The organism is Microbispora sp. ZYX-F-249, from assembly GCF_039649665.1.
Classification (GTDB): Bacteria; Actinomycetota; Actinomycetes; order Streptosporangiales; family Streptosporangiaceae; genus Microbispora; species Microbispora maris.
Genome location: NZ_JBDJAW010000002.1, coordinates 318,382 through 341,230, shown reverse-complemented (window position 1 = coordinate 341,230; position 22,849 = coordinate 318,382). Strand labels below are relative to the sequence as shown.

At 72.1% G+C, this 22,849-nt stretch carries 15 protein-coding genes; 5 read left to right on the top strand and 10 right to left on the bottom strand.

What is annotated here, in order from left to right; genetic code table 11:
- Nucleotides 1-3 precede the first annotated feature (3 nt).
- Nucleotides 4-1,230: an MFS transporter gene (locus tag AAH991_RS04010; RefSeq protein WP_346224350.1), complete on the top strand. Its 1,227-nt coding sequence runs from the start codon at nucleotides 4-6 to the stop codon at nucleotides 1,228-1,230.
- A 165-nt stretch (nucleotides 1,231-1,395) separates the two neighbouring features.
- Here AAH991_RS04010 and AAH991_RS04005 read toward each other — a convergent pair whose 3' ends face one another.
- The 3 genes from AAH991_RS04005 to AAH991_RS03995 form a co-directional block, all read right to left on the bottom strand.
- Entirely contained in the window at nucleotides 1,396-3,996 is a 2,601-nt protein-coding gene (locus AAH991_RS04005) for a chitinase C-terminal domain-containing protein (RefSeq protein WP_346224349.1), read from the bottom strand.
- Between the two features lie 143 nt (nucleotides 3,997-4,139).
- Nucleotides 4,140-6,164: an alpha/beta fold hydrolase gene (locus AAH991_RS04000; RefSeq protein WP_346224348.1), complete on the bottom strand. Its 2,025-nt coding sequence runs from the start codon at nucleotides 6,162-6,164 to the stop codon at nucleotides 4,140-4,142.
- A gap of 211 nt (nucleotides 6,165-6,375) precedes the next feature.
- Nucleotides 6,376-7,386, bottom strand: coding sequence for a LacI family DNA-binding transcriptional regulator (locus tag AAH991_RS03995; RefSeq protein ID WP_346224347.1), 1,011 nt, complete (start codon nucleotides 7,384-7,386; stop codon nucleotides 6,376-6,378).
- 244 nt (nucleotides 7,387-7,630) lie between these two features.
- On the opposite strand from AAH991_RS03995, the gene AAH991_RS03990 reads away from it, so the two are divergent.
- The 3 genes from AAH991_RS03990 (at nucleotide 7,631) to AAH991_RS03980 (ending at nucleotide 13,797) form a co-directional block, all read left to right on the top strand.
- Nucleotides 7,631-9,007, top strand: a complete 1,377-nt coding sequence (locus AAH991_RS03990) for a glycoside hydrolase family 5 protein (RefSeq protein WP_346224346.1) — start codon at nucleotides 7,631-7,633, stop codon at nucleotides 9,005-9,007.
- A gap of 109 nt (nucleotides 9,008-9,116) precedes the next feature.
- A complete protein-coding gene (locus AAH991_RS03985) occupies nucleotides 9,117-12,062 on the top strand; it encodes an endo-1,4-beta-xylanase (RefSeq protein WP_346224345.1) in 2,946 nt (981 codons plus the stop codon).
- Between the two features lie 166 nt (nucleotides 12,063-12,228).
- Entirely contained in the window at nucleotides 12,229-13,797 is a 1,569-nt protein-coding gene (locus tag AAH991_RS03980) for a glycoside hydrolase family 43 protein (protein WP_346224344.1), read from the top strand.
- A gap of 12 nt (nucleotides 13,798-13,809) precedes the next feature.
- Here AAH991_RS03980 and AAH991_RS03975 read toward each other — a convergent pair whose 3' ends face one another.
- Both AAH991_RS03975 and AAH991_RS03970 read right to left on the bottom strand, forming a co-directional pair.
- On the bottom strand, nucleotides 13,810-14,601 hold the full coding sequence (locus tag AAH991_RS03975) for an SDR family NAD(P)-dependent oxidoreductase (protein ID WP_346224343.1): 792 nt from the start codon (nucleotides 14,599-14,601) through the stop codon (nucleotides 13,810-13,812).
- Nucleotides 14,598-15,593 carry an AurF N-oxygenase family protein gene (locus AAH991_RS03970; RefSeq protein ID WP_346224342.1) on the bottom strand — a complete coding sequence of 332 codons (996 nt, stop codon included), beginning with the start codon at nucleotides 15,591-15,593 and terminating at the stop codon, nucleotides 14,598-14,600. Before AAH991_RS03970 ends, AAH991_RS03975 begins: the two co-directional genes overlap by 4 nt.
- Nucleotides 15,594-15,791: 198 nt before the next feature.
- Between AAH991_RS03970 and AAH991_RS03965 the strand changes: the two genes are divergently transcribed.
- Nucleotides 15,792-16,985, top strand: a complete 1,194-nt coding sequence (locus AAH991_RS03965) for an NAD(P)/FAD-dependent oxidoreductase (RefSeq protein ID WP_346224341.1) — start codon at nucleotides 15,792-15,794, stop codon at nucleotides 16,983-16,985.
- A 22-nt stretch (nucleotides 16,986-17,007) separates the two neighbouring features.
- Here AAH991_RS03965 and AAH991_RS03960 read toward each other — a convergent pair whose 3' ends face one another.
- From AAH991_RS03960 to AAH991_RS03940, 5 genes are read right to left on the bottom strand one after another with little or no spacing between them, the layout of a single operon-like run.
- Entirely contained in the window at nucleotides 17,008-17,988 is a 981-nt protein-coding gene (locus AAH991_RS03960; RefSeq protein ID WP_346224340.1) for a hypothetical protein, read from the bottom strand.
- 2 nt (nucleotides 17,989-17,990) lie between these two features.
- Nucleotides 17,991-18,908 (bottom strand): SCO2521 family protein, encoded by a 918-nt coding sequence (locus tag AAH991_RS03955; protein WP_346224339.1) that lies wholly within the window; start codon nucleotides 18,906-18,908, stop codon nucleotides 17,991-17,993.
- A gap of 17 nt (nucleotides 18,909-18,925) precedes the next feature.
- Nucleotides 18,926-19,897, bottom strand: a complete 972-nt coding sequence (locus AAH991_RS03950) for an SCO2522 family protein (protein WP_346224338.1) — start codon at nucleotides 19,895-19,897, stop codon at nucleotides 18,926-18,928.
- Nucleotides 19,894-20,808 carry an SCO2523 family variant P-loop protein gene (locus AAH991_RS03945; protein WP_346224337.1) on the bottom strand — a complete coding sequence of 305 codons (915 nt, stop codon included), beginning with the start codon at nucleotides 20,806-20,808 and terminating at the stop codon, nucleotides 19,894-19,896. Before AAH991_RS03945 ends, AAH991_RS03950 begins: the two co-directional genes overlap by 4 nt.
- A 1-nt stretch (nucleotide 20,809) precedes the next feature.
- The gene (locus tag AAH991_RS03940; RefSeq protein WP_346224336.1) at nucleotides 20,810-22,645 is read right to left on the bottom strand and encodes an SCO2524 family protein; all 1,836 of its coding nucleotides are present in this window, start codon (nucleotides 22,643-22,645) and stop codon (nucleotides 20,810-20,812) included.
- Nucleotides 22,646-22,849: the final 204 nt, after the last annotated feature.

The window sequence follows — 22,849 nt, the reverse complement described above, 5'->3', positions numbered from 1 at the left end:
GCCATGACCCCCCAGCCGACGGTAGGCGGATCCGAACGGAACGCGGCGGCGGTGCGGCGCTCGCCGTGGCTGACGATCCTCGTCGTCTACCTCGCCGGCGTCGTGGCGGCGATGAGCTATGGCAAGTTCTCCTCGGTCGGGCCGTCGATGGCAGAGCAGCTCGGGCTGTCGCTGTCACAACTGGGCTGGGTGATCTCGGCGGTGGTCGGGGTCGGGGCCGTCGCCGGGCTGCCCGCCGGATACCTGGTCCGCCGGTCCGGCGCGGGCAGGGCGCTGGTCGCCGCCCTGGCGCTGATGGCGGGGGCGAGCGCGCTGAGCGCGGCCGCGGGGAGCTTCTCATGGCTGCTGACCGCCCGCGTCGCCGAGGGCGCGGGCTATCTCGTGGTCTCCATCGCCTGCCCGGCGCTGATTCTCCACCTCGCCGAGGAACGGGACCGGGCGCTCGCCCTGTCCGTCTGGGCGACGTTCGTCCCCGTCGGCATCGGAGTGAGCACGCTCGCCGGCGGCGCCGCCGGGGAGGCCCTCGGCTGGCGCGGCTGGGTGCTGCTGATCGCGGGGCTGACGCTGCTGACGACGGTGGCGGTCCGGGTTCGGCTGCCGCGGCCGTCCGCCTCCGGCGCGGTCGCCGGGCCCATGCCCGGCGCGCGGGCGCTGGCGTGGCCCGCGCTGCTCACCGTGTCCTTCTGCCTGATGGTGCTGGTGACGATGCCGGTGGTCGTGCTGCTGCCCACGCTGCTGATCGACAGGCACGCGAGCTCGGCCGGCGCCGCCGGGGCCCTGACCTCCGCCATCTCGTTCGCCGGCGTTCTCGGCGGGCTGTCCGTGGGAGTCCTGCTCCGGCGGGGCGTGCCGCTCGCCGCGCTCGCCGCGTCGGGGTTGCTGGTCGTGCCGGCCGCCTGGCTGACCTACGTCGCCGACGGGCCCCTGGCCGCCGCGGCGGCCGGCGCGGGGGTCGTCTCCCTGGAGAACGGCCTGCTGGGAGCCCTTGGCTTCGCCGCCCTTCCCCTGGTGCTGGAGCGCCTCGACCACGCCGACGTGGGCACCGGGATGGTGGCCCAGATGGGCAGCGTGGGCGCGCTCCTCGGCCCGCCGCTGTTCGGTTTCGTCGCCGGCGCCCACGGGTTCGGGGCCGTCGTGCCGGTCATCGTCGCCGGCATGCTGGCCTCGGTCGGGGCGATGCTGCTGGTCGCCCGGCACGTGGCCCGTCGTGCCCGGGGCGCGGGGGCGTGAGGATGGACGTTGTGACGCCCGGCGGTGCCCCGCCCCGGTGATGGGGTGGAGACCGCCGGGCGTCGGCTCCGGGCCGTGCCGGTGTCACCGGTCCGGCCCGGCCCGGAGGCTTGGGCCGTGCGTCCGGGCGGAGGCCGCCGCGGGACGTACGGGCACGGGCGAGGGTCAGATCCTGGTCCAGAGGGCGGGGACGTTCGGCGGCTCCCAGCCCGTCAGCGCGGTGTGCGGCTGCCGGCACTGGTAGACCGCGCCGCCGTAGGTCACCAAGGCGCCCACCGCGTACGCCGTGCCGGCCGTCCAGGCCGGGTGCCCCTGGCTCGCCGAGGGCGATGCCGAGGGCGAGGGCGATGGCGACGGCGATGGCGAGACGGACGGCGAGGCGCCGGGCGACGCGGACGGCGACGGGCTCGGGGAAGCGCCGGGCGACGCGGACGGCGAGGCCGAAGGCGACGCTGACGCGCAGGGTCCCTGGTCCAGCCACACCTGCGCGGTGCCCGGCGTCTCGCCCAGGGTCCACCACTGCGCCTTCCACGTGTGACCGGCGTACGAGACGAGGCCGCCCGTGTAGACGGTCGTGGACGACCACGCGGGAGCCGTGCACGCGCCGGCCGATGGGGACGCCGATGGGGACGCCGATGGGGACGCCGATGGGGACCCAGGGGGAGACGCGGAGGGAGAGGCCGTCACGCCGCCCCTGGCCAGGTCCTGGCTGATCCCGTACGTCGTGCCGCCGAAGGAGACCGTCCAGTTGGAGGGGGTGGAGGTGGGCAGGTAGTAGACGAAGGCGACGCCCACCGAGGCGCCCGGCGCGAGGGACTGCCAGCCCGGCAGCTTCAGCGACACCCGGTTGTAGTCGCCCTTCAGGCCGCCCACGTTGTCCGGCGCGGTGTGGTCCCTGCGGACGATCGCCGAGCCGAAACCCGACTGGTCGGCCGCGTTGCCCGGCGCCGAGGTCGCGTAGTCGAACTGGAACTCCGTCCCGCCCGGCAGCGTCACGCCCGAGTCGTTGGTGATGTGGATCTTCGGGTTGATCGGGTAGTTGTTGTCGCCCAGGGCGAAGTCGCGGAACTCCACCGAGATGTCCAGCTTCTGCGCCGGGATCGGGGTGGTCGCCCGCACGTTCCCGTACGGCGCGGCGGTCCTGAACCTGTCGTACATCAGCGTGGTCAGCGTGGACCCCGGCTCGTACTGGCCCTTGGCGGCGTTCCAGCCGTAGTCGCCCGCCAGCTCCCAGACCATCGTGCCGCCGAGGCCCCTGGAGACCACGTAGTCGGCCTTGGCCCCCACCGACTGCTCGTCCTCCGTCGACAGGAACACCTTCTTGGCGGAGTTCCAGAGCCACGGCGCGACCAGAGTGGAGTCGTAGTGACGCGTGTAGGTGCCGGTCAGCGACGTGTCGGTGACGCCGTAGGAGACCAGGTAGTCGCCGAGGACACCCTTCTCCAGGTTCTTGGCGTGCCACATCGGGTTGGACCCCGCGGGCGACTCCTTGCCGGCCGTGTCGAGGTCGTGCCACAGGTTGTCGATGCCGACCGCGCCGTCACCGCAGCTCGTCAGCCCGGCCCCGGCCGGGCAGGTGGACGAGGGGGCGGTGCCCCACAGGCCGTTCGTGCCGCCCTGCACGTTCTTGAAGCCCCGCGTGTAGTACGGCAGGCCGATGTTGACGCGTCCCGGCGGCAGGGCGCCGCGGAAGTAGTGGTAGGCCCAGTCGGTGTTCAGGTAGCCGATGCCGCCGTACTGCGCCGTGCCGTACACGCCGGCGGCGGCGAGCTCGGCGTCCCTGCCGTCGTCGAACAGCGAGGCGTTGGGGCCGACGTACTTGTTCCACGCGCCGTGCAGGTCGTAGGACATGATGTTCACGTAGTCGAGGTACTGCGTGACCTGGTAGGTCTCCATCCCGCGTAGCAGGTAGCCGCTGGACGGCGCGGCGACCGTCAGCATGTAGTACCTGCCGTCGGCGGCGGAGGCGGCGTCCAGCCTCTCCCGCAGCGTCTTCATCAGCGCGGCGTAGCCCTTCATGAGGGTGGCGCGCCTGGCGTTGGCGGCCGGCCAGTCCAGCGGGTTGCCCGCGTCCTTCATGGACGTGGGGTACTCGTAGTCGATGTCCACCCCGTTGAAGCCGTACGTGCGCAGGAACGACACGACGGAGTCCGCGAAGGCGTCGATGCCCGCCTGGGTCGACGTCATCGTGTAGAAGCCGCCGCTCGCCTGCCGGTTCCCCGCGTCGTCGAAGTAGCCGCCGGTCTCGGCCCAGCCGCCCACGCTGACCAGCGTCCTGGTGTCCGGGTGCTGCTTCTTGAACTTGGCGAGGAGGTTGAAGTGGCCCTTGAAGGAGTAGGCCGGGTCCATCTCCGCGCCGGCGACGCCCGGCCAGGTCATCCCGACCGCGGGGTTCTTCGGGGTGCCGGAGCCGACGGAGATCCTGTTGTCCGGCCCCACGTGGGCGAACGCGTAGTTGATGTGGGTGACCTTGCCCCACGGGATGTCCGGGACGAGGTAGCGGGTCTGCCCGTTGGATCCGTCGCGCCAGCCGGTGAAGTAGCCGATGATGCGGCGCGGGTGGCCGGCGCCCATCTTCTCCCGGCCGTTCTCGTCGTAGGCCAGGCAGTAGGGGACGTCCACCCCGGGCGTCCGGTAGAGCCCGTCGGGCCGGCACGCCTCGTCGCCGGCGGCGGCCCCGGCGGTGCCGCCGCCGAGCACCGCGGCCCCGGCGGCGAGCGTGAGGCAGACCGCGAGTGCGGTCCGGGAGAACAGGGACAGGCGCACAGCCACACCTCCGACAGGCGAAGTGCCGACGTTCCACACCCCGCCCCCAGGGGGTTGATCGGAAGGTAAGCCGGTGTGAGCTGCTCCGTCAATGCTGTCTAATAAGAAACTTTCCTTTTAACTCTCTCTTGAGGCCCGCTTGATCAGGCGAGCAGCCAGCCGTACAGCCAGGCGAGGAACGCCAGGCCGGTCAGGGCCGGGACGATCCGGGCGGCGGCGGCGTTCAGCCGGAACGCCTCGACGACCGACAGCCCGGTGGAGACGAGGGCCAGCAGCCCGTACCACGCCAGGGCGTGCGGCACCCCGATCGCCAGCGTCGTCCAATCCTCCACGGCCGACAGGCTCAGCGCCGACAGCCCGCCCAGCGCGACGCCCGTCAGGCCCGCGAGGGCGCTCAGCGCGCCGCCGCGCCTGCGGATCAGGGAGACCAGCGCCGCGAGGAGCTGGACGGCCGACACGAGCAGGAAGGCCGCGGGAACCGCGAGCGGAATCGGCGACCGGAAGAGCCGGTAGACCGAGGAGGTGAGGTCGAGGTCGCCCGGCCGCACGAGCGCGTGCGGCGCGGCGCCGGGGTCGCAGGCGGGCGCCGTCGCGGCCGGGTCGTCGAGGAACGCGGCGATCATCCGGCGTGCGCAGCCGTTCGACAGGAACACGGCGTGCCCGGTCCCGGCGAACTCGGCGAACCGCGCGCCCGGTACGGCCGACACCGCCTCACGCGCGGCCTCCGGCGGGGTGGTGGGGTCGTACCGGCCGCCCAGGACCAGGATCGGCGGAACCGTGCTTCCGGCCGCCGTGCCCTGCGCAGTGCTTTCGGCCGCCGTGCCCTGCGCCGTGCTCCCGGCGGCCGTCTCTCCGGCCGTGCCTTCCGCCGTGCTCCCGGCCGCGGTTCCTTCCGCCGTGCTTTCCGCCGTGCTTTCCGCCGTACCTCCCGTCCCGCCGCCCGCGGAGGCGGGGGCGACGGTCGCGCCGGACGTCAGCGCGTCGGCCTCGGCCCGCGCGGCGGGCAGCCCCCAGGCGTCGCAGACCGCCGCGTCGACGACCCCGGTGAACAGGCGGGGGCTCCGCGACTCGGGGAAGGCGTTGTCCGGGACCTCGTCCTGGCACTGGACGGCGTAGTACAGCCCCCACTCGTGCGAGGTCAGCCCGTCGCCCGCCGCGTCGACCAGGGGTTGCAGCAGGTCGGTCCGCCCGGAGGCCAGGCCGTCCACGAGGGCCGGCACGATCGGGATCACGTCGGTCTCGTGCAGCGCCTCGGCGAGGATCGTCGCCACGTCGTCCCCGTTGAGCCGTACGGTCAGCCGCTCGCGGGTGAGCGGGTCCCGGGTCTCGTACGTCGCGGGGTGGGCGTCGAGCGCTTTCACCATGGCGTCGAACCGGGCGGCGATGCCCAGCTTGGTCATCGTCGCCGCGAGGGTGCCGGACGCCTCGTCGTACCAGTGGGCGCGCGCGGGAAGCAGGGAGTCCAGCACGACCCCCCGGGTGCCCTCGGGGTCGCGCGCCGCCGCCAGCAGCATCGGGCGGGTGGAGTAGCTGACACCGAACAGGTGCCACCCCGGGTAGCCGAGCGCGGCCCGCAGGTCCACGACGTCGGCGGCGATCTCGGCGGTGCGGTAACCGCGCAGGTCGACGTGCTCCGTCTCCAGACGTGACTGGCAGGCCAGCGCCTGCCGGGCGAGCGGGGCGGTCTCGGCCGCCCCCGGCCCGGGTGCGCGCAGGGTGTCGACGATCCCGCGGGCGATCTCGGGGCAGCTCAGCCTGGGCTCGGAGTAACGGCCGCCGCGCTGTTCGAGGACGACCACGTCGCGGCCGGGGAGCATCCGCGTGAGGAATCCGGTGAGCTGGAGCGAGGCCGATCCCGGGCCGCCGCTCATGTAGACGACCGGGTCGGCGGCCTGCCCCTGGGCCTGCGGCGCGTGGTGCACCGCGTAGCCGACCTTGATGGTCCTGCTGTTGGGGACGTCGCGCCGCTCGGGGACGAGCAGGTAGCCGCAGGTCGTGCCGGACGGCACGGCGACCGGACAGGGCCGCTCCTCGACGGACGGCACCGCCGCCCCGGTCCCGCGGGGAACCGTCGCCCCCGGGGAGGCCGCCGCGTGCGCCCCGTTCGGCTCGTGGGTCGTGGTCCGCACCACCCCGGCCTCGTCGCGGGCCGGCGCCGCGAGGGCCACCGACCCGGAACCTCCCAGGAGCATGAGTGCCGCGGCGAATGCCGTGACGGCCGCTCCACCCCAACTCCGCAACCGTCAGCCCCGTCCCGCGAACCCGGCGATATCCGCAGAAACCTTAGCGTGTTCGCCAGCCATCCCGCCCCCGTTCGTCCATGCGCTCCCATTTTGGACGATCATGGACCGGTCCCGGTTTCGTCGTTCCGCCGGGCTTTCACCGGGGACTCGCGGTGCTCTCCCTTATCACCAGATCGGTGGACAGCTCGACCCGGCGGGCCTCGGTGTTCTCGCCCCGGCCCATGGCCAGCACCATGCGCGCGGCCAGCGCGGCCATCTCCTCCAGCGGCTGCCGCACGGTGGTCAGCGGCGGCCACGCGGACCGGGACAGCGGCAGGTCGTCGAAGCCGACCACGCTGAGGTCCTCGGGCACCCGCAGGCCCCGCTGCCTGGCCGCCTCGAACACGCCGAACGCCTGCATGTCGCTGCCGGCGAAGATGGCGGTCGGGGGGTTGTCCAGCGAGAGCAGCGCGTGACCGGCGTCGTGGCCCGAGTTGACCAGGAAGTCGCCGTACCGGATGAGCTCGGGGTCGATGGACACCCCGGCGGTCTCCAGCGCGGCGCGGTAGCCGTCGATCCTGGCCCGGCTGCAGAGCATGTCGGGCGGACCGCCGATCATGCCGATCCGGGCGTGGCCGAGGTCGAGGAGGTGGCGCGTGGCCGCCAGGCCGCCGTGCCAGTTGGTCGCGCCGACCGACGCCACGCCGGGCGGCGGCTCGCCCTCGGGGTCGACGACGACGAACGGGATCGAGCGGGCGCTGAGCTGGCCCTGCTGCCGCACCGAGAGCCGGGAGCTGACGATGATCACACCGTCCGTGCGCCGCGCCGCGATGCGTTCGAGCCAGTCACGGCCGGGGCCCGCGTGCGTGTGCAGCACGGAGATCACCACGCTCGCGGCGGCCTCGTGCGCCGCCTGCTCGGCTCCGCGCACCAGTTCCATGGCCCACGGGCTCTCGATCTCGGCGAACACCAGGTCCAGTAAACCGACCGGGCCGTCGCCCTGTCCCGTCCTGCGCTGGTAGCCGTGCTTCTGCAGGAGGCGCTCCACCCGCTGACGGGTCTCCGGCGCCACCTCGGGACGGCCGTTGATCACCTTGGACACGGTCGGAACGGAGACTCCGGCCTCCTCCGCTATCTGGGCGATGGTCACCCGCCTTTTCACTGGCATGAAGCAGATCGTAGCCGAAACTTTCGGGATACCTGAACCGGTTCCTCCTGATGAGACGGTTGACCGCCGTGATCAAGCCGACAGCGCCCTTGACGCTCAACGTCAGCTTTACTTATCCTCCGGACCACGAAACATTCGGATATTGGCCGAAACTTTTCAGCAGCGGGTCGCCGAGGAGAAGCGGGGCCGTCGCCCTCCGGCCACGCCGCCGGTTTCGAGGATTTTCGGAGATTGAGGAGAGTCGATGACGCTGCTGCGTGTGTCCGGATCCCGGCTGGTAGACGAGACGGGCGGCACGGTCCGGCTGCGGGGGGTCGGCCTGGGCGGCTGGCTCAACATGGAGAACTTCATCACCGGCTACGCGGCCGACGAGTCCTCCATGCGCGCGGCTGTGCTGGAAGTGCTCGGCGAGGAACGCTACGAGCTGTTCTTCGACCGCTTCCTCACCTCGTTCTTCACCGAGGCCGACGCCGACCTGCTGCGGGACATGGGCGTCAACTGCGTGCGGATCCCGGTGAACTACCGCCACTTCGAGACCGACGACCGGCCGATGGAGATCGTCGAGCGCGGTTTCCGCCATCTCGACCGCGTGATCGGGATGCTGGGTGAGCGCGGCGTCTACAGCGTCATCGACCTGCACGCGCTCCCGGGGGCGCAGAACCAGCACTGGCACTCCGACAACCCCACCCACGTCGCCTCCTTCTGGCAGCACCGGCACTTCCAGGACCGGGCGGTCCACCTGTGGGAGGCGCTGGCCGACCACTACAAGGACAACCCGTGGGTGGCGGGCTACAACCCGATCAACGAGCCGGGCGACCCCAGCGGCAGGGTGGTCGGGCCCTTCTACGACCGTCTGGTCAAGGCGCTGCGCGCGGTGGACCCCGGTCACGTGCTGTTCCTCGACGGCAACACCTACTCGACCGACTTCTCGGTCTTCCACGAGGTCTACGAGAACACCGTTTTCGTCTGCCACGACTACGCGCTGGCCGGGTTCGCCCACGGCGGCCCCTACCCGGGCTTCACCAGGGGCGAGTGGTGCGACCGCGACGAGCTGGAGCGCACCTTCGCCCGCCGCACCACCTTCCAGCGGGAGACCGGCACGCCGATCTGGGTCGGGGAGTTCGGGCCCGTCTACACCGGTGACCCCGCGGTGGACGAGCAGCGCTACCAGGTCCTGCGCGACCAGCTGGAGATCTTCGACGCGTACGAGGCCGGCTGGTCCATCTGGACCTACAAGGACGTCGGCCTGCAGGGCCTGGTCTGCGCCGGCGGGTCGTACATGGAGCGGTTCGGGCCGTTCATGGCGAAGAAGAAGCGGCTCGGCGCCGACCGATGGGGCTCGACGATGGAGGAGACGGCGGGCGAGCTCGCGCCGCTGCACCGGCTGATCGACACCGAGTTCCCCAGCTGGGACCCTTACCCGTGGGGCGCCCGCTACCAGACCGACGACCTCATCCGGCACATCCTGATCGCGCAGGCGCTGCTCCCCGAGTACGCCGACCTGTTCCGCGGGCTGGACGACGGCGAGCTGCTCGCGCTCGCCGACTCCTTCGCCCTGTCCCACTGCACCCGGCGCGAGCCTCTGATCCGGCTTCTCGCCGACAACCTGTCCGCGCGCTAGCGCGGCACGAGGAGACCCCCCGATGCGCAGCCTCCTTTCCCGGACGGCCGCGGTAGTTACGCGTTTGCTGCCAGTCCGGCCCGCAGCCGTGGCCGTCTTGTGCGCTCTCATGGGACTGCCGGCGGTCGTGGCGAACGCGGCTCCCGCCGCCGCCGCGGCCGTGCAGGTCGCGAAGTACGACTTCGAAGACGGCACCACCCAGGGATGGGGGCCCAGAGGCGACGGGGTCGAGGTCGGCGCGACCTCGGACGCCGCGCACTCGGGGTCACGCTCCCTGCTCACCTCCGGCCGCACCGCGACCTGGCACGGGGCGTCCATCAGCCCGCCCTTCGAGAAGGGCGTCACCTACCAGGTGACCGCGTACGCGCGGATGGTGAGCGGGGAGCCGTCCGGCACGATCGCGCTGACCATGCAGCGCACCCCGGACGGGGGCGAGACCACCTACGAGCGGGTCGCCGCCGCCACCGTGACCGACGGCGGCTGGGCCGAGCTGTCGGGCACCTACTCCTTCGGCGCCGACTCCACCGGCCTGCAGCTCTACGCCGAGAGCTCCGACGCCACCGCGAAGTACTACATCGACGACATCGTCGTCACCTCCGACACCGACCCCTCGCGCTCCGGGCTCGCCACCGACTTCGAGACCGGCACGGCGCAGGGCTGGTCGCCGCGCGCCTCGGCGTCCCTGACGGCGAGCACGGAGGCGGCGCACGGCGGCACGCGCAGCCTCGCCGTCACCGGCCGCTCGGCCTCGTGGGACGGCCCGGCGATCAGCGTGCTGGGCAAGATGGCCAAGGGGTCGAAGTACACGCTGTCGGCCTGGGTGCGCCTCGGCCCCGACACGACCTCGGGCAACCTCGGCCTGTCGATCGAGCGCCGGACCGGCGGCACACCCAGCTACGAGCGGGTGGCCGCGCCGAAGGCGGTCCCGGCGGGACAGTGGGTCCAGCTCACCGGCACCTACACCCTCGCCTACGACGCGGACTTCCTCAGCGTCTACGTGGAGTCCGACGACGGGACCTTCCCCTTCTACCTGGACGACTTCACGCTGACGTACGTCGAGCCCACGCCGATCCAGACCGCCATCCCCTCGCTGAAGGACGAGGTGCCGTTCACCATGGGGGCGGCGATCTCCCGCGCCCAGACGCTCGGCGAGCACGGCGACCTGCTGCTCAAGCACTTCGGCGGCGTCACCCCCGGCAACGACCTCAAGTGGGACGCGACCGAGCCGCGCGAGGGCGAGTTCAGCTTCGCCGAGGGCGACTACCTGGTGAACTACGCCGTCCAGCACGGGCTGACCTTCCGCGGGCACACGCTCGCCTGGCACAGCCAGACGCCCGACTGGGTGTTCAAGGACGGCGACCGCGACCTCACCTCCTCCGCGCAGGACAAGGCGCTGCTGCTGAAGCGGCTGGAGAACCACGTCAAGACCCTGGTCGGCCGGTACAAGGGCAAGATCGCGGTCTGGGACGTGGTCAACGAGGTGATCGACGAGAACCAGCCCGACGGGCTGCGCCGGTCGAAGTGGTTCCAGATCACCGGCCTCGACTTCATCCGCACGGCCTTCCGCGTCGCGCGCGAGACCGACCCGGCGGCCAAGCTGTTCGTCAACGACTACAACACCGAGTTCCCGCGCAAGCGGGAGGCGTTGTACGCCCTGGTGAAGAAGCTGAAGGCCGAGGGCGTGCCGATCGACGGCGTCGGTCACCAGCTCCACCTGAACATCGAGCAGCCGCCCGCCGCCGAGGTTGAGGCCACCGTCGAGAAATTCGCGACGCTCCGCGTGGACCAGCAGATCACCGAGCTGGACGTGAGCGTCTACCCCGACTTCGTCTCCACGTGGGACACCATCCCCGCGGAGGTGCTCGCCGAGCAGGGCTACCGCTACAAGGAGCTGTTCGACGTCTTCCGCAGGCACGAGAGCGAGATCAGCTCGGTCACCGTCTGGGGCCTGGCGGACGACGACACGTGGCTGTCGACCTTTCCGATCACCCGGCTGAACGCGCCGCTGCTCTTCGACGACGAGCTCCAGGCCAAGCCGGCGTACTGGGGCATCGCCGACCCGGCGAAGCTGCCGCCGCTGGTGCGCAGGCTGGAGGCCCCCGCCGCGACGCCGAAGGTGGACGGCGGACGCGACCTCGAATGGGACCTGCTGCCCGATGTCCCCATCGCCCGGGTGGGCCAGGTGTCGGCGGGGTTCCAGGCCCGCTCGTCGGCCAAGTGGCTGTACGTCCTGGCCGAGGTGCGCGACCCGGACGACGACCGGGGCGACCGCGTGACGTTCACCGTGGGCGGCAGGCCGTACGCGGTCGGGCGCGACGGCGGCCACCCGCACGGCGTGGACGCGGCCGTGAAGAAGACGCCCGGCGGCTACCGGGTGGAGGCGCGGCTTCCCCTCGGCGCCGACGTCGGCGTGGTGGTCAGGGACGCCTCCGGCGGGTCGCAGACCTCGTGGACCGGCACGGTGACGGCCGTGCCGGCGGTGAAGCTCACCACGGCGCCCCGGCGGCAGCCCGTGGTCGACGGCGCCGTCGACCGGGCCTGGGCGGAGGCGCCGGAGATCCGCACCGCCACGTGGATCCAGGGCACGTCCGGGGCGACGGCGCGGGCCCGGGCCCTGTGGAGCGGCGGGACGCTCTACCTGCTGGCGCAGGTCTCCGACCCTGCGCTCAGCGAGCAGTCGGACAACCCCTGGGAGCAGGACTCGGTGGAGTTCTTCGTCGACCCCGGCAACGGCAAGACCAGGGGCTACGGCGACGACGACGGCCAGTACCGAATCAGCTTCTCCGGCAGGACCAGCGTCGGCGGCACCTTCGACGCCGCGGGCGTGAAGGACAACCTGACGGCCGCCGCGAAGGTCGTCCCCGGCGGATACGTGGTCGAGGCGGCCGTGAGACTGCCCACGTTCACCCTGGAGGACGGCGCGCTGCTCGGCTTCGACGTCCAGGTCAACGACGCCGCGGGGACCGCCCGTACGAGCGCGGTGACCTGGAGCGACGCCACCGGCCAGGGCTACCGGGACACCAGCCACTGGGGCGTGCTGCGACTGCGGCGCTGAGCCCCGGGATCCAGCCGGACACCGGTCACCGGAGCCGGATCCGCCGCGGGGGCCTGGCGCAGGGAGGCCCCGCGCTGGGAGGCTCTGGCGCACCGTGTCCGTGCCGGGCGGCCCGGTTCCCCGGGAAGGGGAACCGGGCCGGTCACGCTTGAGAGAGAGGGGACGAATGATCGACGGAGTCGACGGGTGGGAGTACCGGAATCCGGTCATCCCCGGGTTCCACCCCGATCCATCGGTGTGCCGGGTGGGTGAGGACTACTACCTGGTGACCTCCAGCTTCGAGTGGTTCCCCGGGGTGCCGGTCTTCCACAGCCGCGACCTGGTCAACTGGCGGCAGCTCGGGCACGTGCTCGACCGTCCGTCCCAGCTCGACCTGGACGGCATCCGGCCGTCGGGCGGCGTCTACGCCGCCACCATCCGCCACCACGACGGCGTCTTCTACGTCGTCACCACGCTGGTGGACGGGCCGGGGAACTTCATCGTCACCGCGACCGACCCCGCGGGCCCCTGGAGCGAGCCGCGATGGCTGCCGGGCACCCGCGGCATCGACCCCTCGCTGCTGTTCGACGACGACGGCCGGATCTGGCTCACCGGCACCAGGGAGAAGGACCCGGGCCGCTACCGCGGCGACAACGAGATCTACCTGGTGGAGCTCGACCCGGTCACGCTGGAGCAGCGCGGCGAGGAGCGGATCATCTGGGAGGCCGCCCAGCGGGGCGCCATATGGTCGGAGGGCCCGCACCTGTACAAGATCGGTGGCAGGTACTACCTGCTGACCTCGGAGGGCGGCACGTCGTACGACCACGCGGTCGTGGTGGCCAGGGCCGACCACGTGACCGGGCCGTACGAGCCGAACCCGCGCAACCCGATCCTCACCCACCGGCATCTCGGCCTCGGCCATCCCATCGCCTGCACGGGCCACGCCGACCTGGTGGAGACCCAGGACGGCGAGTGGTGGATGGTGCTGCTGGCCACGCGCCCGTACGGCACCCCCGGCGACCTGGGCGCCGGCAACGTGCGGGGCGACAACCTGGGCAGGGAGACCTTCCTCACCCGGGTCACCTGGGAGGACGGCTGGCCGGTCGCCGCCCGGGTCGAGCCCGTGGCCGCGGGGCCCACGCTGCCCGAGCACCGCTGGCCCGCCGTCCCCGCCTGCGACCACTTCGACGCCGGCCGGCTCTCCCCGGTCTGGAACCACCTGCGCACCCCGCGCGCGCCCTACTGGAGCCTCGGCGACAGCCGGCTGCGCCTGCGGCTGCGGCCCGAGACGCTGGCCCAGCGGGTCAACCCGAGCCTGGTCGCCCGGCGGCAGCAGCACATGGACTTCGCCGTCCACGCCGCGCTCGACTTCACGCCCGCGGCCGGGGAGTGCGCCGGGCTCGCGCTGGTGCAGAACGACGATCACCACGTGCTGCTCGTGCGGACCCAGCGCGGTCTCGAACTCGTCCGCAGGAAGGCGGGCGGCGACGACCTGCTCGCCTCCGTACGGGTGCCGGGCCAGCGGCGGCTGTACCTCGGCGTCGAGGCGCGCGGGCAGGCCTACCAGGCCAGGTACGCCGTGACGGCGGGGGAGTGGACCGACCTCGGCGACCCGGTGGACGGCAGGATCCTCAGCACGGCGGTCGCCGGCGGCTTCACCGGGGCCTACGTCGGCATGTACGCCAGCTCCAACGGCCGCCCGAGCTCCAACGTCGCCGCGTTCGACTGGTTCGAGTACCTGCCCCTGAGTCCGTGATCCGGCCGGGGATCAGCGCGTGATCCGGCGGAAGGCCGTCCCGGCCGCCCGCACCGCCAGGGCGGGCGAGAGCCGTACGGCCCGCCAGGTGGCCCGGGCGGACGCGGGCGCCACGATGAGCGCCCGGTCGGCGGCCACGCCGCGCAGGACGTCGCGGGCGAGCGACTCCACGGGATACAGGCGCCCCTGGGCCCGCACGGCCGCCGTGCGGGCGCGCAGGCCGATCTCGGTCTGCGGCAGCCCGGGGTTGGCGTTGTCCAGCAGCGGGGTGTCCGTGAATCCGGGGCAGACCGCGCTGACCCGCACGCCGTGCGCCGCCGCCTCGGCCCGCAGCGCGAGCGACAGCCCGACGACGGCGTGCTTGGTCGTCGTGTACGGCAGCATCATGGGCGCGGGGGTGAGCCCGGCCAGCGACGCGGTGTTGACGATGTGCCCGAAGCCCTGCTCGATCATGAGCGGGTACGCCGCGTGCACGCCGTGGACCACCCCGCGCAGGTTCACGTCGATCGTCCGGTTCCAGTGGTCGAGCGTGAACTCCTCGGCGCGGCCGCCCACCGCGATGCCCGCGTTGTTGAACAGGAAGTCGAGCCGCCCGTGCTCGGCGGCCACCCCGGTGACCAGTTCCCGTACGGCCTCCGCGTCGGAGACGTCGCACACGACGCCCGCGCAGCCGAGCTCCTTGGCGGCGTCCTCGGTGCCCCGGACGTCGGCGATCGTGACGTGGACGCCGCGCCGTACGAGCTCGGCGGCGACGGCCCGCCCGATCCCCGACGCCCCGCCCGTGACGACGGCGGTCTTCCTCACGCGTTGCTCCTCGCCCGAACCTTCGGCTCGTCCCAGATGCCCATGACCCGCCACAGACGGCGGCTGACCGGGTTCATCATGCCCAGATCGGCGCACAGCTCCCTCGTTCTGGCCACCGAGTCGCGGGTCTGCGCGGCGGTCTCGGGGTTGTCCACGTAGACCTCGCGCACGACGTCGCCGGGGATCCGGAACGCCCTGATCATGGAACCGGGCGGGGACAGCATGATCCGCGCCATCAGGCCGATGACCAGCGGCGTGAGCAGGCTCAGCGCGAAGCGGCGGTGGCGGGGCATGCGCGGCACCCGCCGGCGGAGGTAGTGCCGGGCGAAGGAGATGTGCCGCGCCTCCTCCGCCACGTGGATCCGCATGATCGTCTCTTCGAGCGGGTGCCGGATCCGCCCGCTCTTCAGCGTCGCGCGCTGCACGTGGTCGATCGGGTCCTCGCCGCCCAGCACGAAGACGAAGAACAGCTCGGTGGAGATCAGCGGGATCCACGGCACCACCTGCGCGAGCAGGCTGAGCGGGCCGGGCATGCCGCGGATGGGGAGCTTCGTGCGGTTCACGAACTCCTGGAACATCATCCCGTGATGACCCTCTTCGATCATCTCGTGGTAGACGTACCGGAACTCGGGGGAGCCGTTCGGCAGCCGGTAGGCGTAGTTGAGCAGCCCGCGCTTGAGCAGGTTCTCGAACTGCAGCCCGATCTTCATGGCGGTCGCGACCCGCCAGAGCCCGATGCGCGACCTGACCTCCGGCGGCTGGGCGAGGTACCACGGGTGGCCGCCCAGCCTGTCGGCCGGCGGCAGCTCCCACCGCGGGTCGTCGCGGTCCACGTGGAACTCCGGGTCGTCCCAGGGGATGTCGACGTACGGCTCCCAGTGCTTGTCGACCGAGGCCTTCGACAGGCGTTCGATGACGGCCTCGTACGCGCTCCGGTCGGCGACGTGCTCGTCCTTCTCGCTGGTCGCGGTGGTCTTCGGCGCGGCGGACATGCGTTCTCCCTTCCGGCGTCGCAATTGTACGGCTCATCCAATAGCTCGGGAAGGGGTTTGGCGTGTCGCGACTCGCCGGATTTCCCGGCCGGCAAGATTCCCTCGCGGTACAGTTCGGCGAGGTCACCGGTGTGTGGCCTTCTTGAACGGCCCTCCCTCGCCTACTGTCGAAGCGAGGACGGCGAACTGGGAGCCCGCGTGCCTGAGACCTGCGACGTCGTGATCATCGGTGGTGGCGTGATCGGCTGCGCCATCGCGCATCGGCTGGCCGCGCGGGGCGCGAGCGTGGTGCTCGTGGACGCCGGGCAGCGTCTCGGGCTCGGCGCCTCCGACGGTGCCATGGGCGGCATCCTGACCCAGACGGAGCCCTCCTGCCTCGGCCCGCTCAGCGACGTGATCAAACGCAGCCGCGACATGTATCCGGGATGGCTGAAGGAGATCCACGCGGCCTCCGGCGTCGAGGTTCCGGTGCTCGACGGCGGCGACATCCAGGTCGCGCTGGACGACGCCGAGATGGAGCGCCTCGAGTCCACCGTGCTGCCGCAGTGGAAGAACTCGCCGTTCGCCGTCGTGCGGCTGACGGCGGCCGACGCCAGAGACCTCGAACCACTGCTGAGCGAGCGCGTCGTCGGCGGCTTCCTGCTGCCGGAGGAGCTCGCGCTCGACCCGCGGGTGCTCATGGCCGCACTGTCGGGAGCCGTGCTGTCGGGCCGTACGCCGATCCGGGTGCTGAACGCGGTCTACGCCACCGGCCTGCGGACCGGGCCCGCCGGTGTCGAGGTCGACCTCCACGACGGCCGCCGGGTGTCCGCGCAGACGGCCGTGGTCGCGGCCGGCCACCTGAGCGGGGTCTTCCTGCCCCGCCATCGCGCGCACCTGTTTCCCATCAAGGGCGTGGCATACGACGTCCGCCCGCCCGGGGCGGTCACCTACCCGCTGCGCCACCACGTCTTCGCGGAGATCAGGCAGGACGGCCGGGAGTACTTCCCCTATCTCGTCCCGCGGTACGACGGCAGGGTGGCGGTGGGCGTCACCTACGAGGAGAACGTGGGGGACGTGACGGTGACCGCCGCGGCGATCGAGGAGATCCGGCGGGGCGTCGCCGCCCTCATGCCCGCGGCGGCCACCTGGCCGATCGGCCGGCGGTGGGCCGGACTGCGGCCGGGCAGCGCCGACCACATGCCCATCCTCGGCCACGTGGACGACCACGGCCGCGTCGTGGCGGCCACCGGCCACAGCGGCCTCGGCGTCACGCTCGCCCCCGTCACGGCGGAGCTGGTGGCGGCCCTGGTCACGGGGACCGCCGGCGCGAAGGAGCGGGAACTGCTCGCCGTCTGCCGTCCCGACCGGCCCTTCCCTCCGGCGCCGCCGGCGCCCGACGCCGTCCTCTGAGGCGCCCGGTCCGATTCCCCGGTCAGGCCGCCGGTGTGGCCGCGTCCCACAGCTCGCCGAACCGCTCGACCCGTTCCCGCACCCTCTCCTGGTCCCGTACGAGGATCGTGCTGTGGATCACCGGGGCGATGCCGTCGCCGACCTGAGGGGCGGGGTTGGACTCGTAGTAGACGACCCCGTCGAACAGGATGAAGTCCGAAAGCGAGCCGCGCAGCAGGGGCGGCGCGTCGGTGAGGAGGAGCGTGCGCACCTCGATTCCGACCGTGGTCTGCCACTTCCAAACCCGGCGGAACGCCTCGGAGTCGAGCCGCTCGGAACGATCCACGACGAACAGCCGGCGCACCCGCACCCCGCGCTGGACGAGGTCGCGCTGGAGCCGGACGTAGCGCTGCCCGAGGTCGGTGTGCCAGAAGCCGCTCCCGAACTCGGCGTCGCGGGCGTCCACGCTGGTCAGGCTGATCGCGTCGAGACTGATCCGCGTGTTGCGCGCGAGCGCGAGCAGCCAGTCGCGGTCCTCGCCCTCGTACAACGCGTACCTGCCGTCGGACAGCTCGCCGAGGAACTTGGCCATCCGGGTGACCTCGTGGTGGACCAGGCTCTTGACGAGGTCGGGCATGTCGTCGCGGATCTTGGCGGCGTTCTGCACCAGCTCGGCCACGCCCCTGGTCTGCAGCGCGGACATCTCCACGACGCCGAACAGCTTGCTCGCCTCGTTGATCTTGGAGAAGCTGTCGGCCACCAGGTCGTGGGTCTTCGTGTGCTGCCTGCGCTGCTCCTGCAGCACGGTCTCGAGCTGGTCGTCCACGTCCGTCAGGAACTGCACGACGAAGACGACGCCGCTGATGAACGTCGCGAGCAGCAGGCTCCACAGGTCCTCGTTCGGCCCGTGGATGAGTGCGTTGCTCACGAGGTAGCTCACGCCGCCCACGAGCACCGTCACGAGGACCTTGCGCACGATCCTCGGGACCAGCGCGCGCGACGGCTCGGGTGCTTCTCCGGTCACGGTCACCTCCGTCCGGTTTCGGCGGACGCACTGAGCAGGGCCAGGGTGTTCATCGCGACCTGGTCGCGGACCCGGTCGACCAGGGACCGCCACTGCCGGGTGAACCCCGGTCGTCGCTCCAGGCTGTCCCAGAACGGCGTCAGCCACTCCTCGACCCGGGCGGCGGGCATCCACAGGTGCAGCAGGTGGTCGATGGCGGGTGCCAGGCGGGCCACCGCCTGGGCCCCCGGCGTCGTCCCGATCCGCGCCCGCTCGACGATGACCAGCAGCGACGTCAGCAGCCAGTCGTGCGTCGCCAGGTCCTCGCACAGGTCGACCACGGCGGGGGTGAACGGGCCCGGGTGCGTCAGGCGCAGGGTCCGCTCCTGCTCGGTGTGCAGGGTGAAGCGGATCGACGGCTCGCCGGTCTCGGCCACCCACCGCAGGCTCGTCCGCGGGATCTTGAACGGGGCCCGCCGGTCCAGCAGCGGGGAGGCCTGCACGAGGTCGAGGAAGCGCCCGCTGACGGCGCCCAGATCGAGGCAGCCGGGCGCGGGGTCGCCGGTGAACCCTTCGGCGAGGTCGGCCGCCTTCGCCTTCCCCAGGACCTCCACGACGCCCGGCCGGGCCAGGTAGTGCGACCAGGCCAGCCTGCGGTCGGCCTCCGAGCGCACCACCCTGACGTACGACGAGCCCTGGGCGACCCGGCCCCCGGTCACCGTGCAGCGGGACACGACCGTGCCCACGCCCCTGACCCGGGAACGGGAGGCGGCCGGCAGCGCGCAGTCCACCCCCGTCAGCCGCTCGGGCGACAGGGCGTGGACGATGGGACGGCGGGAGACCCGCACGGTCTCCCCGGCCGTGATCCCGAGCACCTGACGGCACGTCGACTCGGAGATCTCCCCGGAGTTCTGCAGCAGCCCGGTGTGGACTTCCCCCATCACCAGCATCGGGCCCCTCAGACGAAGACGTAGGAGATGCGGTCGACGAGCTCCTCTTCGAGCCGGACTCCCTCGCCCTCGCTCCGGCCGGCGATCTGCCGCAGGACCTCGTCGTCCACCGCGACCTGGCTCAGGATCGTCCGTACGGCCAGCTCGACGGGCAGGAACCGGGGGGAGAGGACGGACAGCGTGGTGTACGCGCTGAACGGCGCCGCCTGGGGGTCGAGCCGGACGACCGCGGGCAGATCGTCCCAGTCGCGGGGCCAGCCCCCGTCCAGGGCCACCGGCGGGAGCGGCACCCGGCCGTCGCTGCGCAGCAGCCCCAGCCGCAGGAGCTGCCAGACGGCCGCGAGAAAGGGGCACGACCAGGTGCGCCGCGGCCCCTTCTCGTCCCACAGCTCGACGTCCACGAAGATCGAGTGGCCGCGCTTGGCGTTCTGTACGGGCGGTTCCCATGGCCGGGCCTTCCCCATCGCCTGCACCGGAGCGGTACGGGGCGAGCGGGAGCCGTTGCACAGCCAGCCCGTCTCCTTCACCGGCGGGCGCGACCCGTCGGTATCCGGCGGCGGGTCGTCGACGAGCCGGTCCTCCACCAGCCGCGCCAGCTCGACGCCGTTCGACTGCGCATCCTCGAACTGGGCACAGGCGGACTCGCGGGCCAGGTAGTCGATGGTCAGGTCGTGCTCGGCCGCCGCCTCGAGGATCATCGGCACCAGCTCGGCGGGAGTGCTGAAGCGGCTGAAGTAGTCGTCCACGAGAAAGCAGGTGCTCACCCGGGCACGGCCTCCGGGCACCCGCTCACGCCATAAGGAGCGGACCGTGGCGAGCCACGGCGCGACCCTGCGGAACTGCTCGCGCAACCGGGCCGGGCCCGCCTCGAAGTCCTCCATGTAGAGGTGCCCGAGCTCGACGGACACGTGGGACAGGGGGACGGAGGCGACCCTGCGCTCGGCCGCCACCTCGCCGAACGTCGCGTGCACCGGCGTCACAGGCCCTCCCACGCGTTGTCGTCGACGATCTTCTTGGCGAGCTCGTCGAACGCGGCGGCGGTCTCCGCGTTCGCGATCTTGCTGGCGAGCACGTCCTCGTCGGTGATGAGCTGCTCGCGCCACTGGAGGACCGGGTCCAGCGGGATCTTGCCGAGCATGGCCGTGCGGCCGACGCTGTGGCGGCCGGCCAGCTCGCGCAGCTCGCTGTCGCACGCGCTCAGCCACGCCCGCTGCTCGTCGCGCAGTCCGACGAGCTCCGCCGCGTCCGGCTCGAGCACGGCCGTGCGCACGAAGCGGATGCGGTCGCGCAGGTCGTCGGCGTCGTGGCCGAACCTGGTGCCGACGTCGAGCAGCCCGTCCGCGCCGGTGACGAGCCCGGCGGCCGCGATGATGTGCTGACGCGTCCAGCGGTGGAAGACCAGCCAGCGGAACGGGACGGCCGGCATCCGCACGGTCGCCGCCAGGACCAGTTCGGCCGTGAAGGACCGGCCGGCGCTGACGTCGACCATGCACAGGTCGAACTCCTCCTCCAGCCGCCCGAACAGCTGGACGCAGCGGCCGACGAGCTCATCGGTGAGGGCCGACAGCTCGCCGCCGCCCTCGCTGCCCGGAAACAGCACGAGCCGTCCCGCGCCGGGCGGGCGCGTGCGCAGCCCCTCGCGGTCGGACTCGGCCCACACGTCCACCCGCCGCGGCTGCGGGCACTCGCCCCGCAGGTACTCGTGCAGGCCGTTGCGCCGGGTGCCGCGGGCCACCCCGCTCACGCTGAAGATGGCTCCGGCGGTCGGCGAGCCGAAGTCGAAGTCCAGGTAGCAGACGTCGTTGCCCTGCAGGGCGTGCCGGTACACGATGTTGGTGCCGGTGACCGAGCGCCCGGTCCCGCCCTTGTCCGAGATCGCGAAGACCAGCAATTCAGATCGCCTCCGACGCGCTGTCGCGGGCGGCGGCGAGCCGTTCGAGGTCGAGGAGCGCGCTGTTGATCAGGGCCTGCGCGGTCGCGGGGCGGTCGCTGACGATCGCCCTGGCCCGCTGCAGCGAGGCCTGGATCGTGCGGAGCTTCGGCTGGATCGTCTGCCCGGCCACCAGTGGCCGGGTGACCAGCTCCTGGTCCAGCAGGTGCTCGGCCTCCCCGAGCATCTGGTAGGCCAGCTCGACGAGCTGGGGGCTGCGCAGCGGCGGCTCTCCGCTGGACGTCGCGGCGGAGACGAGGAACTCGACGACGCGTTCGCTGAAGTACCACGACGGCTCCTCGTCGCGCGCCTCGATGTCGGCGAAGACGTTGCCGGGCTGGTCCCACAGGCCGGCGGCGGGCCCGTCCGCGTGGCGGCGCAGCATGATGTGCCGCCAGATCTGGTCGGCGAGGGCGATCAGCCGCTCGCGCATCCGCGTGTTCTGCGCGATGGAGGCGGCCCAGATGGTGCGTTTGAGCAGCGTGATGGCGAAGTCGGAGACGACCCAGACCAGGTGGGGGCCGAGCGAGTCACTGCCGTGGAGATTGATCGGGACGCCGGGGGAGTGCATGAGCACGGGCGGGTCGCCCGGCACCGCCCTGCGGGTGATCCTGGCGCGGATGGCCAGCTCCTCCAGCACGGCGGCGACCCGGCCGAGGTCCAGGTCGGCCGCCCGGTTGTTGACCAGGCTCTGCACCACCATGGCGGTGACGCCGAGGCTGTAGTAGTCCGACTCCTTCTCGTCCACCGTCCGCCAGGGGATGTCCTCCAGCGGCCAGGTGCCCCGCCCGAACGTCGCGATCGTGCGCCAGTAGGACTGGGTGAGGTCCCAGCGGCGCTGGATGGCCTGGGCGAGGGTGATCTGGTCGTCGTTGAGCAGGCTCAGGACGCGGGTGCGGGCGGAGAACAGGTCGGCGATGCCGACAAGGGCGTTGACGGTGAAGTACAGGAACGGCGTGTCGGCGGCCACGCCCTTGGGCTGGGGCCCGATGTCGAGCGGGGTGACGATGTCGGGGGCGTCCTTGACGACGCCCCACGTCCAGCCGCACTCGAACAGCAGGTTCTCGTTGTCGAGGTCGACCTGGCTGCCCGAGCCGATCGTCAGGTCGCGCAGGCCGGCCCGGACCGGCCGCAGCTCACGGCGCAGGTCGTCGAGCACCCGGCGGGTGGGCGCGCCGGTCTGGTTCACGGTGCGCAGCAGCGCCTGGCCGGCCGTGGAGCCGGGGTCGAACGCGTTGACCGTGAAGCTGCGCAGCAGGCCCGCCATCGCGGCCGACAGCCGTTTGCTGGCCAGGTCCTCCAGCTCGCGGATCTCGCTGCGGGTGGACTGGCGCCGCACGCTCTGCCGGAAGACCTTCAGGAAGCCCAGTGTGCCGAGCGCGAGCGTGACGGACATCGAGAAGGAGTCGACCACGTCGAGCTCGAGCTGCTCGGGGGTGATCTTCGCCTCGTCGTCCAGCGTGCGGAAGTAGCTGTCGCCGGAGAACACCGACCGGCCGTCCTTGGTGGTGTACTTGCGCAGGTACTCGCCGATCACGCGCAGCAGCAGCTTGGGGATCTCCACCGAGTCGCCGAGGACGTGCAGCGCGGCCAGCACGTCGTCGGCCGTGTCGTCGGGCGTGTCCAGGCGGAAGCCGGGCAGTTCGGAGGCCGGATACATGAAGCACAGGAGCTGCTCGGCGTCGGAGATCGAGTTCGACCCGTCCCGGCCTCCCCAGGCCCAGGCGCCGTCCCGGTAGGAGGCGCGCGCGGCCGCCTCCCACAGCTCGAGTAGCTGCTGTCGCGGCTGGAGTTTCATTCGTGGCCCTCTCTGCGCTGCGCCGTCCTTGCCGCGGCCTTTCCGCGCCGCCGTGAGTGCGGAAATGGACGCTCGTGTGGCTGGGCGGGACCGAGGCCGGGGTCCCCCAGACCCTCCCTAGGGGTTTCCTTTTCCGACTCAGGTGGAGACGGAACCACCACAACCCTTATACCATTGGATTCCTGCTCCGTCGCCTGGACCATC

Excerpts from the sequence above, each read along its gene's own strand:
- AAH991_RS03955 (WP_346224339.1), bottom strand. The coding sequence starts at position 18,908 with ATGGGGGAAGTCCACACCGGGCTGCTGCAGAACTCCGGGGAGATCTCC.
- AAH991_RS03970 (WP_346224342.1), bottom strand. The coding sequence starts at position 15,593 with ATGTCCGCCGCGCCGAAGACCACCGCGACCAGCGAGAAGGACGAGCAC.
- AAH991_RS03995 (WP_346224347.1), bottom strand. The coding sequence starts at position 7,386 with ATGCCAGTGAAAAGGCGGGTGACCATCGCCCAGATAGCGGAGGAGGCC.
- AAH991_RS03985 (WP_346224345.1), top strand. The coding sequence starts at position 9,117 with ATGGGACTGCCGGCGGTCGTGGCGAACGCGGCTCCCGCCGCCGCCGCG.
- AAH991_RS03990 (WP_346224346.1), top strand. The coding sequence starts at position 7,631 with ATGACGCTGCTGCGTGTGTCCGGATCCCGGCTGGTAGACGAGACGGGC.
- AAH991_RS03980 (WP_346224344.1), top strand. The coding sequence starts at position 12,229 with ATGATCGACGGAGTCGACGGGTGGGAGTACCGGAATCCGGTCATCCCC.
- AAH991_RS03940 (WP_346224336.1), bottom strand. The coding sequence starts at position 22,645 with ATGAAACTCCAGCCGCGACAGCAGCTACTCGAGCTGTGGGAGGCGGCC.
- AAH991_RS04010 (WP_346224350.1), top strand. The coding sequence starts at position 4 with ATGACCCCCCAGCCGACGGTAGGCGGATCCGAACGGAACGCGGCGGCG.